Below are 12967 nucleotides of genomic sequence, written 5' to 3'. Positions count from 1 at the left end.
CACCACGTGGACGGCGCCTGCCCCGGCCTGTCGCGCGATCTTCGTACCTGCTGCGGCGACCCTAGCCGGGCAGGCGTGGCACGGGTGGCGGTATCGCGGAAGTGGTGGAAGTGATGGGTGCGCAGGCACGGTCGGGAGCGGAGAAAGCGGTGGAAGTGGAGAAACCTGTGGGGTCGGATGTGGATGTCCGTGGCGGAACCGGCGTACCCGGTGACGGCCGGCCGGGGGAGTTCCTGCCCCGGAAGATGCTGCGGAACGAGACGCTTCTGGTGCTGGCCCTCTCGCTGGGGGCCAGTGGGGTGTCCGCGCTGATCAGCTTCCTCGGCGCGCTGACCCGCCCCGAGGGCCTCAAGGCGCAGGCGGCGACGCTGAACGGTTCCCATGCGCCCGGCCGGCCATGGCTGGACCTCGCCTGGCAGCTCTTCGGGATCGCGACGGCGCTGGTGCCGGTGGCCCTGGTGGCGCATCTGCTGCTGCGGGAGCGCGTGGGCGGGCTGCGAGCGTTGGGGTGTGACCGCCGCCGTCCCGGGTTCGACCTGGGGCGCGGTACGGCGCTGGCAGCGGTGATCGGCGGCAGCGGGCTGCTGCTCTACCTGGGCGCGCGGGCAGCGGGCTTCAATCTCACGGTGGTGCCCGAGGCGCTGCCGGACGTGTGGTGGAAATTCCCGGTGCTGATCGCCTCCGCCGTGCAGAACGCCGTCCTGGAGGAAGTGATCGTCGTCGGCTACCTGCTGCGCCGCCTGGGGCAGTTGGGCTGGACGCCGCCGGCCGCGCTCGCCGCCAGCGCTGTGCTGCGCGGCTCGTACCATCTCTACCAGGGCATCGGTGGCTTCGTCGGGAACATGGTGATGGGCGTGATCTTCGTCCTTCTCTACCGGCGCTGGGGTCGCGTCGGCCCGTTGATCGCCGCACATGCCCTGATCGACATCGTGGCCTTCCTGGGATACGCGTTGCTCGCGGGCCGGGTGGACTGGCTGCCGACGCTTTAGCCACGGGACGCGTAGCGGGCCGCACGGGGGCGGTGCGGGCGAGCCGTTCCGCGTGGTAAGCGGTTCGTCCGGGGAGAGCGGTCCGGCGGCCTGGGGCGTGGGGTGGATGTCCGTCGTCGGCAAGCCGGACCCGTGGGGACCGGAGGGCGGAGGTGGTCCGGAAGAGGTGTGCTTCCGCGGCGGGGGCGCTGCGGTGCCGGTTGCCCATACCGGGTGAACCGGCCTACGAGGGGTGTGGCGCGCCCCCCGAGCCCGCCGCCCGGCCACCATGATCCTTGAGGCGCCGTCGGCCCGTACGGCACAGGCCGGGCGGAATGAGACAGGGAAGCGGTGACCGGGGTGAGAGAGCGCGATGCGGTGGTGGTCGGCGCAGGATTCGCGGGTCTCAGCGCGGCGCGGGAGCTTCACCGGGCGGGTTGCGACGTCCTCGTACTGGAAGCCCGTGGCCGGGTCGGCGGGCGAGCCTTCACCCGCTTTCTCCCCGACGGCACCCAACTCGACCTGGGCGGACAGTGGGTCTCCTCCGGCCAGCTCCGGATCAGCGAACTCGTCCGCCACCACGGCATCGCCACCTACCCGACCCCGGAGTACGGCTCCTCGGTGATCGACTACGACGGGGAGCACCTGACCGCGCTCCCCGACGAGGTGACCGCACTCCTCCGGGAACTCGACGCGCTCTGCAGGCACGTCCCCGTGAAGAGCCCGTGGACCGCTGCCGATGCGGTGGCATGGGACCGGCAGACCTTCGCCACCTGGCTCGATGCGACGGGAGCCCCGGAGGCGGCCAAGCGCTACGTGGGCCGGGTCATCTCCGGCGGGCTCCTCGCCGGAAGCCCTTCGGAGACCTCGCTCCTCGAAACGCTCTTCTACCTGACCAGCAGCGGCGGGACGGCGGCGCTGCTCGGCTTCGGGGGCGGGGCGCAGGAGAGCCGTGTCGTCGGCGGCGCGCAGGAGATCGCCGAGCGGATGGTCGCCGATCTGCCCGACGGCGCCGTCCGGCTGTCCGAGCCGGTCACCGGCATCGCCCATGACCACTCCGGGGTCCGCGTCACCACAACGCTGGGGGAGTACCGCGCGGCTCGGGCCGTGATCGCGCTGCCGCCCGTACTCGCCGGGAGCCTCCGCTACGATCCGCCGCTGAGCGCCGTGCGGGCCGGCGTCCTGCAACACATGTCGGCCGGCACCGCGCTGAAGGTCCATGCCGTCTACCCCGAGCCCTTCTGGCGCGACGAGGGACTGTCGGGACTGTCGACATCGGCGACGGGCGTGCTCACGGAGACCGTCGACAACACGCCGCCAGAGGCTCCGAGGGCGGTGCTGACCGCCTTTGTCTACGGCGATGACGCCGCTCACCTGCGGACCCGCCCGCCCGGGGAGCGCCGGGAGAGCATCACTCATCGCCTCGGGGAGCTGTTCTCCGAACGGGCGGCGGAACCGGAGGAGTTCATCGAGTTCGACTGGCTCGGGCAGGAATGGACCCGGGGGTGTTTCTCCAGCCACTTCACACCTGGTGGGTGGACGGCCTTCGGCAGCGCGCTGCGTCTGCCGGAAGGGGTGCTGCACTGGGCGGGCACGGAGACGGCTGTGCACGGGAACGGGTACTTCGAAGGGGCCGTCGAGTCGGGGCATCGCGCGGCGCACGAAGTACTCCATGCCCTCGGCTCCCACAAAGACGGTGGCGAACGGTCCGTGTGAGACGGCTTTGTACGGCCCGTGGCTCCGTCTCACGTTCCGGGCGGCGGGCTCCGTCCCGTCGGGCGGTTCCCTTCCCGGCAGCTTCGACCGTCCGGTCCCTGAACAGACCTGTGCCCTGCGGTGCGACATCGCCCGTACCTCATTCCCCCGTCAGCTCCCCGTGCCGGTCAGCGCATCCGCCGTCGACCGGCTCTTTCACGAAGAGAAACACCGCCGTCCCGCCGTTGGTTGCCGCGAATCATCACGAGTGACGGGAAGCGGAGGGAGAGGTGGTCTGACGGGCGTGCGGACGTGCCCGGATGCCGCAGGCGCCGTGGCGCCCCGCAACGGTCCCGCGGCCCGGAGCACCCCATCCGTACAGCTCAGGGCAGGGCGAGGAGTTCCCCGTCGAGCACCGTGACGGCGGAGCCGGTGAGCAGGGTACGGTCGCCGCGCAGCTGGGTGCGGACGAGGCCGGTACGGGCGCCCCCTTGCAGGCTGGCGAGGGTGGAGCGGCCGAGCCGGTCGGCCCAGAACGGGGCGAGGGCGGTGTGCGCGCTGCCCGTCACCGGGTCCTCGTCGATACCGACGTTGGGGAAGAAGCAGCGGGTCCGGACGTCATAGACGGAGTCGGTCGTGTCGGCGCGCGCGGTGGCGATCACGCCCCTGCCGTCCTGCCCGGCGAGCACAGCGAAGTTCGGCGACAGACAGTTCACGGCCTCTTCATCGGCCAGCTCGACCAGCAGATCGCCGACCTGCGGCCCGGTGTCGTACGCACCGAGGATCGGGACGCCGCCCAGCCCGTGGGTGATCGCCGGGGGAGCCTTCACAGGCGTGAGCGGGGCGGCCGGGAAGTCCATCGTGTACGTGGCATCGTCGTTCGCGGTCGTGGTCAGGACCCCGCTGCGGGTGGCGAAGCGGACCGTACCGGTGGCGCTGCCGGCGGTGTGCAGGACGTGCGCGGTGGCGAGGGTGGCGTGCCCGCACATGGTCACCTCGGTGGCCGGGGTGAACCATCGCAGCGCCCAGTCCGCCTCGCCACCGGGCGGCAGGGGATGGGCGAAAGCGGTCTCCGACTGGTTCGCCTCCCGGGCGACGTCCTGCATCCAGTGGATGGACGGGAAGCCGTCCGCATCGAGAAGGACGACTCCCGCCGGATTGCCGGTGAACGGGCGTGTGCTGAACGCGTCGACGATACGAATCCTCATGCGGAGGACCCTAGGGCACCGGATCCGACGCGGATCAGGGCCAATTCCGAGAAATTGGTCTGCGCTCGAGGGACGTTGACCTGGGCCGACGGGGTTCCGAGCACCGAGGCGACGGTGAACGGATGCCCGGCCCGTCGGCCTCACCGAAGCCTGTGCCTCTGCTTGCCGTCGGAGCTCGTTTGCCCGGGCCGGTCAGCCGTTCGCTCCGTCGGCGGCGCGCAGCCGGACTCGGCGACGCGGAAGGCGACCTCGTTCCCGCCCACCGCGATCAGCTCGCCTGTGGCGACGAGTTGGCCAGGTGCCGAAACCCTGCCATCGGCCGGCGCCGAGAGGAGGAGGAACCGTCGGTCCCAAACCCGTCGGTCCCAATTCCCCTGAGACGCCATTCTCTCCCCTCGGCTTCGGAGAGGACCGCGTCGTCTCCGCTGCGGCAGGTCATCGATCGAGTGGTGCGTACCGGCACGGAGCCTTGCTGAACGAACTCTACCGATATATCGTTGAAGCATCGCGATCGGTCAATGGGAGATTGACCGACATCCGGGCGGCCACTGGGTCACCCGATGACGAAAGGGCATCCTCATGCGACCCCACGGACATGGACACGGACAGGAACACGGCTTCGGTCGCGGCCCCTGGGGCGGCGGTCGCCCGGGCGGTCCCGGCGGCCGCGGTCCCGGCGAACCGGGCGGCTTCGGCGAGCGGTTCGAGGGGCGCCGTGCCTTCGGGCCCTTCGGGCCGCCCTTCGGCGGGCCGCAATTCGGCGGCCGGGGGCGTGGTGGGCCGCGCGGCCGCGCCCGGCGCGGAGACGTGCGCGCCTCGATCCTCGCGCTGCTCAAGGGCCGCCCGATGCACGGCTACGAGATGATCCAGGAGATCGCCGAGCGCAGTGGCGGAGCCTGGAAGCCCAGCCCCGGCTCGGTCTACCCGACCCTCCAGCTCCTGGAGGACGAGGGGCTGATCTCCAGCGCCTCCGAAGGGGGTAAGAAGCTCTTCTCCCTGACGGAAGGGGGGCGCACTGAGGCCGAAGGCGGCCCCGACGCTCCCTGGGAGGATGCGGGGCGCGGCGTCGACTGGGAGGCCATGAACGAGATCCGCAAGGCCGGCGGCGGTCTCGTCGACGCCTTCCGGCAGGTCTGGGCCACCGGCACCCCTGAGCAGCGGGAAAAGGCGATGGCGGTGGTCAATAAGGCGCGCAAGGAGTTGTACCTGATCCTCGCCGAGGAGGACTGACAGCCGAGGGGGTGCAGCTCTCGCCCCGGCGCACGTGGGTAGCCGTGCGCCGGGGCGTCGCCGCACCGCGCGACGCGCTCACCGGGGTGTGTCAGGCGACGAGCGCCGCCAGTTCGTGGAGCGACGTCTCCAGCGCCGTGCTCGCGGAGGCCTTGAGCTTTCCGGCCATCAAGGACACCGCGGCGCCGGTGAACTCGCCGTCGATGCGCACCCTCGTCGCCTCGCCGTCCGGCTCCAGTGCGTACCGCATCGCCAGCGACACACCCATCGGGCCCTTGCCCCGGATCTCCAGCAGCCGCTCCGGCAGGAGTTCCCGCACCGTCCAGTGGACCTCGGCCGGGAAGCCCATCAGCTTCATGTTCTCCTCGTACTCCGCGCCCTTCCGCAGAGGATCCGGCCCGCCCTGAGGGAAGTCGGTATGCGTGGCGTTCCACCGGCCGTAGTTGTCGAAGTCGGTGAGCTGCTCCCAGATCGGCGCTGCCGGAGCCTCGATGCGGGACTGCGCGGTGACTGCGGCCATACGACCACCCCTTTAGGTGACGACCTGCCTGACGGGTCCGCGGAACGTATCCGTGCCGACCGCAACCTTCAAGGCTGATGGCTCGTCCACATCCCACGGGCTGACGCGCCGACTCCTGTGCCTCCGAAGGCGCGGTGCTGCGTTCACCCGCCGGATCCGTGCGAGGGGGCGCCGCGAAGGGGCTGTCGTGGAGGCGCCCCGGGAGGCTTGTGCGGGAGTGCCGGGAAACGACAGCTCGGACTTTCCGGTGAAGAGGGGGGAGCCAGGCCATTTCACCCTTGTGGTGCCCCCTTCTCCTCCTTACGGAGGAGAAGGGCCGGGCTTCTCCCCAACCATGGTGGGATGCGCAAATGCTTCCCGCCGGGGATGCCCGGGCCGTTCATTGCTGGTGGGGTGGTAGATGTGCAATACCGTGCTGCGTACAGCGGCGGGGAGGTCCCCGCGCGGGTGGATATGGACGCACAGCTCACCGTTGAGCTGGCGTCGGTGATATCCGCTGCCCGCCGACGGGCCACGCGGGACGGTGATCGCCAGGTCGACACCGCTCATCTGCTGCACGGTCTGCTGGAGTGGGACCCTGCCGTACGGGACGTCTTCGACGGTGGGCCGCCCCAGATCGCCCGGCTCCTCGGTTACCTCGTCCAGCGCAGCATCGGCTACGGGCTCCAGTGGCACGGCACCGTCGAGGATTCCGGCGCCGTGCCCGTGGTGGCCGAGGGGGGCGTACCGGGATGGTCGCCGGCCGCGGCCGCAGCCATGGACGGCGCCCTCGACCGCGCGCACGCCCGCTACGCCTTGCGTGCGGGGTGCCTGGACCTGCTGGCCGCCTTGGTGGACGACCCCGAGTCCCGTGCCGTCGAGGTGCTGCGCCGGGCCTCCGTCGACACCGCGCGACTCGCGGCGCGCCTGGACGGAGAAACCGCCGACCTGGGGTGATGGCCGGCTGGCGGGCCGGGGCGCGGAAGGTCGGTAAGGGGTGACTCCGCTGGTGGCGGCTGTCATGATGACCCGATGCACGCGTTTTCGGGGAGCCCCGCCGCCACGAACGCCCGGCCGGGGCAGGCCACTCACGGTGCCGCGGCACCGTCCGCGCACGCTCCCGCCCCTGGGACGGAAGGGCCCCCGAGCGCCTCGGGCCACGGGATGAGTCTGGCTCTCGCGCTGCTTTCCGCCCTCGCCTTCGGCGGCTCCGGAGTCGCCGCCAAACCCCTGATCGAGGCGGGGCTGGAGCCCCTGCACGTCACCTGGCTCCGCGTCGCGGGCGCCACCGTGGTGATGCTTCCCGTCGCCTGGCGCCACCGTTCCCTCGTACGGCGGCGGCCCGGGCTGCTCGTCGGCTTCGGGTTGCTCGCCGTCGCGGGCGTCCAGGCGTGCTACTTCGCCGCCCTCTCCCGCATCCCCGTCGGCGTCGCGCTCCTCATCGAGTATCTGGCGCCCGCCCTGGTGCTCGGCTGGGTCCGCTTCGTACAGAAGCGACCGGTCACCCGGGCCGCCGCGATCGGTGTGATCCTTGCCGTCGGTGGCCTGGCCTGCGTGGTCGAGGTGTGGTCCGGCCTCAGCATCGATGCGCTCGGGCTCGCCCTCGCCCTCGGTGCCGCCTGCTGCCAGGTCGGCTACTTCGTCCTTTCCGACCACGGAACCGATGGCGAGGACGCCGTCGATCCGCTCGGCGTCGTCGCCTACGGGCTGCTGATCGGCACCGCCGTCCTCACCGTGATCGCCCGTCCCTGGGGGATGGCGTGGTCGGTGCTCGGCGGAACGACCTCGATGAACGGAACCCCCGTCCCGGCCGTGCTGCTGCTCGCCTGGATCGTGCTGATCGCGACCGTGCTCGCCTATCTCACCGGTGTGGTGTCCATCCGTCGGCTGTCGCCCCAGGTGGCTGGTGTCCTGGCCTGCCTGGAGGCGGTGATCGCGACGGTCCTGGCCTGGGTGCTGCTGGGCGAACATCTCTCCCCTCCGCAGATCTTCGGCGGCATCGTGGTGCTGGTCGGTGCCTTCATCGCGCAATCGTCGACGCCCACGGCCGGACGCCCGGAGGAAACCACCGTGGTCACCGGGTCGTCCGGAGCCGTGACCACCGGAGACACAGACATGACGGGCGAGCGCGGGCACGGGTAAGGGCTGCCTGAGCGAAGGGGCGGATACGCGCAGGTCGGCAGCAGTGTGCCGGTCCACAGGGGGACGTCCTGGGGTCCTCGGCAACTCCGCCGCCCGCTGAGGAAGCGGGGCGTCACCCGGGGCGGCGGCCGCGTCGACTGCCGCGCCCGGGCTGCCCGTCGCCGACGCGGCGCGCGGGCACCTCACGGTGTCCGGCCGCGCCCCTCGCGAGCGGCCGTGAGGCGGCGTTGCTGGTGGGCACGGGCCGCGGCGTCCCCCGGTGCGTTCCGCTCCGCCAGCCGGGCGGATATCCGCTGCTGCACCGCCTCCGGCCGCTTGCCGGCGTACTTGAACTTGGCCCGCACCTCCTGGACCTCCAGGAGCAGCCCCCGGATTCCTGCCAGCTGGCGGCCGTACGGTGCCTGGTCGGCGGCGACCGGAGCGGAACCGCCCTCGGGCTGGAAGTGATCCATCTGCCGTTGCAGCAGCACGGCTTTGGCCTCCGGATCGTCCACGATGCGGGCGTGGCAGGTGAGTTGCACGGCCGCGTAGAAGCTCGTGGGGACGCCGTGCTCGGGCGGCTCGTCCTCGGTGGCCTGCCACGGCCCGGGGATGAAGGTGTAGTCGTCGACCACGCTCAACAGCACGGTCGGCGCCGCTTCCAGAGCGGGCCAGATCGGATTCGGCCGGGCGAGATGGGTGACGACCTCATCGCTCCCGGGCGTGTAGGCGAAGTGCATCGGCTGTACGAACGGCGGCGCGCCCGGCGGGCCGTTGACCGCCAGCTGGCCGAAGTCGTGCCCGGCGAGCCAGTGCTGCCATTCACCGTCGTCGGTCGGCGCGTCCCAGGGGTGGATCAGCACGGAAGGCTCCTATCGCGCGGTGAGATACGCCGGCTCGGGAATGGCGGGGCCCTGGGAATCCGCCGGTATGGGCGTGCCGTACACGGGGGTTACGGGAAGCACACCTGCCCAGTGGGGGAGGGTCAGGTCCTCGGGCTCGTCATTCGGGCCGCCGGTGCGGATCTTCGCCGAGACCTCACGCAGATCGAGCCGGATGACGGCGGTGGCGGCCAGCTCCTTGGCGTTGCCCGGGCGGGAATCGGCGGACCTGCCGGGGAGTACGTGGTCGACGAGGGCGTCGAGGGCCGCCGTCTTCTCCTGCGGGTCGGTGACCTGGTGCGCGGTGCCGTGCACGACCACGCTGCGGTAGTTGATGGAGTGGTGGAAGGCGGACTTCGCGAGCACCAGGCCGTCCACATGCGTCACCGTCACGCAGACCGCGAGCCCGGGGTCCGGCTGTCCGGCTGCCCGTAGCGGTCGCGAGCCCGTCGAGCCGTGCAGGTAGAGACGGTCGCCGACCCTGCCGTAGAGCGTGGGAAGAACGATCGGCGCGCCGTCCCGCACAAATCCCAGATGGCAGACGTACCCCTCGTCGAGGATCGCGTGGACGGTCTCCTGGTCGTAGGCGGCGCGGTCGGCGGACCGGGTGGGAACGGTCCGCTCGGTCGGTGCGTAGTTCAAGGGGGAATCGCCGGCAGAGGAGGTGTCCGTGCCCGGCGAAGGAGACTGCGGACGGTGGCGCGACGGGGTCTGGGACATTGCCAACTCCATTGCACTAGTGCATAATCAATTTTGTGCTAGAAGAGTATCGGATCGAGGGGCGGCGCGCATCGGAAATCGCCGCCAGCGTCGAGCAAGCCGTCGGTGCCGGGCAGCTTCAGCCGGGCGAAGTCCTTCCTCCGCTGCGGGAGTTGGCCGTCTATCTGGAGGTGAATCCGAATACGGTCGCCGCCGCGTACCGCACGCTGCGGGACCGCGGAGTGATCGAGACGGCCGGGCGGCGCGGTAGCCGGGTGCGCCCGCGTCCCGCGAGCACGGCGCGCGACGCGATCCGGGTGGAGGTGCCGCCGGGCGTCCGGGACGCCTCCGCCGGAAACCCTGATACGGCGCTTCTTCCGCCCTGGGGAGAGGCGGTGGCGGCTGCCGCGGTGCGCAGTGCCGGACGGCCGGTGCTCTACGGTGCGCCGCCGGTCGACGGAGCCCTTGAGGAGATGGCGCTCGCCGCGCTGGCAGAGGACGGTGTTCCGGCTGGGCAGATAGCGCTGACCAGCGGTTCGCTCGATGCCATCGAGCGGACGCTCGCCGTGCACCTGCGGCCGGGCGACACGGTGGCGGTGGAGGACCCGGGCTGGGGCAGCCTGCTGGACCTCATCCCGGCACTGGGCCTCCGTCCCGCCCCGGTTGCTGTCGACGACGAGGGGCCGCTGACGGCGGAGCTGGCGCGGGTCCTCGACCAGGGAGCGCGGGCCGCCGTCGTCACGGACCGGGCGCAGAATCCCACCGGAGCGGCCGTGAGCCGGGCCCGCTCCGTCGAATTGCGGCGCCTGCTGGCGGCACACTCCGGAGTCCTGCTGATCGAGGACGACCACGGCCACGGCATCGTCGACCTCCCCCTCCATCCGCTCGCGGGCGTCACCGACCACTGGATGCTGGTGCGCTCCACGGCCAAGGCGTACGGCCCGGACCTGCGTCTGGCCGTCATGACCGGCGATCCGGAGACCGTGGACAGGGTGCGCGGTAGACAGCGTCTCGGGCCGGGGTGGGTGAGCCATCTCCTCCAGGACACCGTCGCCCACCTGTGGCGCAGTTCCGCTGTCGATCCGGCGGTGGTGGCCGCGGCTTACGCAGAGCGACGGAACGCCCTCATACGCGCGCTGGCGGTGCGCGGGGTGCCTGCCCACGGGCGGAGCGGTATGAACGTCTGGGTGCCGGTGCCCGACGAGACGGGAGCGGTCGCCCGCCTGTTGCATGCCGGTTGGGCGGTGGCGCCCGGTGCGCGCTTCCGTATGCAGTCACCACCCGCCATCCGCATCACGATCTCGGGCCTGACCCCGGCGGACACCGAGCCGTTGGCTGAGGCGGTCGTGGCTGCCATCGGCTCCGGGGAGGTGCGGCGCTACGAATGAACGAGGGGCCGCACGAAGGCGGCCCCTCGGGCAGGGGCGAGGTGGCCGGACGCATAAGGACCGGCCACCGAGCCACCGGTCAGTGTTCTTTCGACGTCCCGACTGCCGGCGCCGCATCGGGGAGAAGCGCGAGTGCGCCGGACTGCGGGGCGTCGGGCAGCTCGGCGGGGGAGGCGACAGCGTCGGCCTGTTCCCTGGCGTGCAGAGGCGGTGTGGAGGGGCCCGGGCCCGAGGCCACGACGGGGGAAGGGGCGGAGCGGCGCGGTTTGCTCTGGGTGAGGGCCGCGCCGGCGAGCACGATCAGGGCGCCGACCGGCGTGTTCCAGCTGAGCTGCTCGCCCAACAGCACCACCCCCGCGGCCGTGGCGATCACGGGAATGAAGTAGGTGACCATCTGCGCGGTGGTGGGGCCGATTTCGGCGACCAGTCCGTACTGCAACAGGAACGCGAGGCCGGTGCCCAGTGCACCGAGCGCGATCACGGAGAGCACGGGCCAGAGAGGGAAGGAGGTCGGAGCGCTGGTGAAGAGCGGTGTGACCACTGCGAGCTGCGCCGTTGCCAGAAGCAGCTGGGCGCTGGAGACGGAGAGGTGGGAGTCCTGGGCGCCTCCCAGTGTGCGGCGTACGTAGATCCAGCCGATCGGGTAGCACAGGGAGGCACCGAGAGCCATGGCCGTGCCCGTCAAATCCGTGTCCGTGAAGCCCTGCCAGGCACCCAGCACGGTCAGGACGCCGAGGAACCCCACGCCCAGACCGGCCACCCGGCGGCGCGTAGGACGGTCCTCGGACAGTGCCACCACCGACAGGACCATGCCCCATAGCGGCGAGGTGGCGTTGCAGATGCCGGCCAGCGTGGAGGGAATGGTCAGCTCGGCGAAGGCGAAGAGCGAGAAGGGTAGTGCGTTCAGGAAGAGGGCCGCCACCGCCAGGTGCGCCCAGGTACGTACCGATCGCGGCAGCCGCTGACGCTTGACGACGAGCACGGCCAGCAGCACCGCGGCGCCGCACGCCACCCTGCCGAGCGTCACCTGGAGCGGCGCGAAGCCCTCTGTGCCGACCTTGATGAAGAGAAAGCTGAAGCCCCAGATCAGGGCCAGCACGGCGAAGCGCAGCCGCCAGCCGGCGGACGAGGGGGTGGCTGTCGAGGCAGGGGCGGCGCGCGTCGCGCGGGAGGCGGTGGTGCTCATGCGCACCACGATGAGCTGTCCAACGTCGTAGCACAAGCGAGAATGTATGGGGGGTATCGCTTAGCATTGCTTACATGTTGAACCTCGACCGCCTCCGGACGTTGAACGCGGTGGCGCGGCACGGATCGGTGAGCGCAGCGGCCGACGGGCTGCACGTGACGACCTCGGCCGTCTCCCAGCAGATCGCCAAGCTGGAGCGGGAGACCGGACAGCAGCTGCTGGCGAAGAACGGCCGCGGTGTCCGGCTCACCGACGCGGGCCGCCTCCTCGCCGATCACGCCGCTCGAATCCTGTCCCAGGTAGAGCTGGCGGAGGCGGAGCTGGAGGCGCGTCGCGGCCAAGCCGTCGGAGAACTTCGGCTCGGCGCCTTTCCGACCGCCGCCCGAGGGCTCTTTCCGCCTGCGCTCGTGCGGTTGAACCGAGCCCATCCACAGCTCCGCCCCCACCTGACAGAGATGGAGCCGGACGAATCGGTGCGGGGGGTGGTGCGCGGAGACATCGATCTCGCGGTCGTCCTGGACTGGTACAACCGCCCGCTCTCCCTGCCCGACGGTCTTGCCAAGGCTCCGCTGCTGGATGACCCGGCGGATGTGGCGATGCCCTCGAACCATGCATTGGCCCGCCGCCGCACTGTCGAGCTGGAGGATTTCTCCGACGACTCCTGGATCTCCTGGCCGCAGGGCGAGTTCTGCCACGACTGGCTGATGTTCACCCTGCGCAGCAAGGGCATCGAGCCGCGTATCGCGCACATGGCCGAGGAGCACCACACCCAACTTGCCCTGATCGCCGCCGGTCTGGGGGTGGCGGTCGCCCCGCGCCTGGGGCGCGGTCCGGTGCCGGAAGGGGTGAGCGTCGTGCCGGTGGGCCACGCCATGCGCCGCCATGTCTACGCCATCTGGCGCGCGGACGCGGACCGCCGCCCCTCCATCCGCGCTGCCGTCGCCGCTCTGCAGACGGCGGGCAAGGAGGTGGAAGGAGCGGCCGATCCTTCCCCGGCCATCCACGCGGGCAGCGGAAGCGGGTGAACGGCGGGCGCCGCGGACACCACGGGCCCCGGAGGTGTGCCACACCGCACCGAGCGACCCCAGGGAA

At 71.3% G+C, this 12967-nt stretch carries 12 protein-coding genes; 7 read left to right on the top strand and 5 right to left on the bottom strand.

The genetic code is table 11. The features are described from left to right. Window positions 1-245 precede the first annotated feature (245 nt). A complete protein-coding gene (locus ACF1BH_RS29155) occupies window positions 246-989 on the top strand; it encodes a CPBP family intramembrane glutamic endopeptidase (protein ID WP_391647357.1) in 744 nt (247 codons plus the stop codon). A 330-nt stretch (window positions 990-1319) separates the two neighbouring features. Next, window positions 1320-2684 (top strand): flavin monoamine oxidase family protein, encoded by a 1365-nt coding sequence (locus ACF1BH_RS29150; protein WP_391647326.1) that lies wholly within the window; start codon window positions 1320-1322, stop codon window positions 2682-2684. A gap of 362 nt (window positions 2685-3046) precedes the next feature. Here ACF1BH_RS29150 and ACF1BH_RS29145 read toward each other — a convergent pair whose 3' ends face one another. Next, window positions 3047-3871, bottom strand: coding sequence for a PhzF family phenazine biosynthesis protein (locus ACF1BH_RS29145; RefSeq protein ID WP_391647324.1), 825 nt, complete (start codon window positions 3869-3871; stop codon window positions 3047-3049). A 579-nt stretch (window positions 3872-4450) separates the two neighbouring features. On the opposite strand from ACF1BH_RS29145, the gene ACF1BH_RS29140 reads away from it, so the two are divergent. Further along, window positions 4451-5101: a PadR family transcriptional regulator gene (locus tag ACF1BH_RS29140; protein ID WP_391647322.1), complete on the top strand. Its 651-nt coding sequence runs from the start codon at window positions 4451-4453 to the stop codon at window positions 5099-5101. Window positions 5102-5192: 91 nt separating this feature from the next. Here the strand turns inward: ACF1BH_RS29140 and ACF1BH_RS29135 are convergent, their stop codons facing one another. After that, on the bottom strand, window positions 5193-5621 hold the full coding sequence (locus ACF1BH_RS29135; protein WP_391647320.1) for an SRPBCC family protein: 429 nt from the start codon (window positions 5619-5621) through the stop codon (window positions 5193-5195). Between the two features lie 453 nt (window positions 5622-6074). Here ACF1BH_RS29135 and ACF1BH_RS29130 point away from each other — a divergent pair, with 453 nt between their 5' ends. Next, window positions 6075-6557, top strand: a complete 483-nt coding sequence (locus tag ACF1BH_RS29130) for a Clp protease N-terminal domain-containing protein (RefSeq protein WP_391647355.1) — start codon at window positions 6075-6077, stop codon at window positions 6555-6557. A gap of 207 nt (window positions 6558-6764) precedes the next feature. Next, a complete protein-coding gene (locus tag ACF1BH_RS29125; RefSeq protein WP_391647318.1) occupies window positions 6765-7742 on the top strand; it encodes a DMT family transporter in 978 nt (325 codons plus the stop codon). Window positions 7743-7924: 182 nt separating this feature from the next. Here ACF1BH_RS29125 and ACF1BH_RS29120 read toward each other — a convergent pair whose 3' ends face one another. Together ACF1BH_RS29120 and ACF1BH_RS29115 are read right to left on the bottom strand one after the other, a co-directional pair. Beyond that, window positions 7925-8584 (bottom strand): FMN-binding negative transcriptional regulator, encoded by a 660-nt coding sequence (locus ACF1BH_RS29120; RefSeq protein WP_391647316.1) that lies wholly within the window; start codon window positions 8582-8584, stop codon window positions 7925-7927. A gap of 9 nt (window positions 8585-8593) precedes the next feature. Then, window positions 8594-9334, bottom strand: coding sequence for a pyridoxamine 5'-phosphate oxidase family protein (locus ACF1BH_RS29115; protein ID WP_391647314.1), 741 nt, complete (start codon window positions 9332-9334; stop codon window positions 8594-8596). A 23-nt stretch (window positions 9335-9357) separates the two neighbouring features. Here ACF1BH_RS29115 and ACF1BH_RS29110 point away from each other — a divergent pair, with 23 nt between their 5' ends. Beyond that, the gene (locus ACF1BH_RS29110) at window positions 9358-10689 is read left to right on the top strand and encodes an aminotransferase class I/II-fold pyridoxal phosphate-dependent enzyme (protein ID WP_391647312.1); all 1332 of its coding nucleotides are present in this window, start codon (window positions 9358-9360) and stop codon (window positions 10687-10689) included. Window positions 10690-10768: 79 nt separating this feature from the next. Here the strand turns inward: ACF1BH_RS29110 and ACF1BH_RS29105 are convergent, their stop codons facing one another. Next, window positions 10769-11875 carry a DMT family transporter gene (locus ACF1BH_RS29105; RefSeq protein WP_391647310.1) on the bottom strand — a complete coding sequence of 369 codons (1107 nt, stop codon included), beginning with the start codon at window positions 11873-11875 and terminating at the stop codon, window positions 10769-10771. 74 nt (window positions 11876-11949) lie between these two features. Between ACF1BH_RS29105 and ACF1BH_RS29100 the strand changes: the two genes are divergently transcribed. Next, on the top strand, window positions 11950-12900 hold the full coding sequence (locus tag ACF1BH_RS29100; RefSeq protein ID WP_391647308.1) for a LysR family transcriptional regulator: 951 nt from the start codon (window positions 11950-11952) through the stop codon (window positions 12898-12900). Window positions 12901-12967: the final 67 nt, after the last annotated feature.

The sequence above is a fragment of the Streptomyces sp. NPDC014733 genome (assembly GCF_043083385.1).
Classification (GTDB): Bacteria; Actinomycetota; Actinomycetes; order Streptomycetales; family Streptomycetaceae; genus Streptomyces.
Note: the sequence above shows the minus strand (reverse complement) of the source record. Positions and strands in the feature narration are given on the sequence as shown.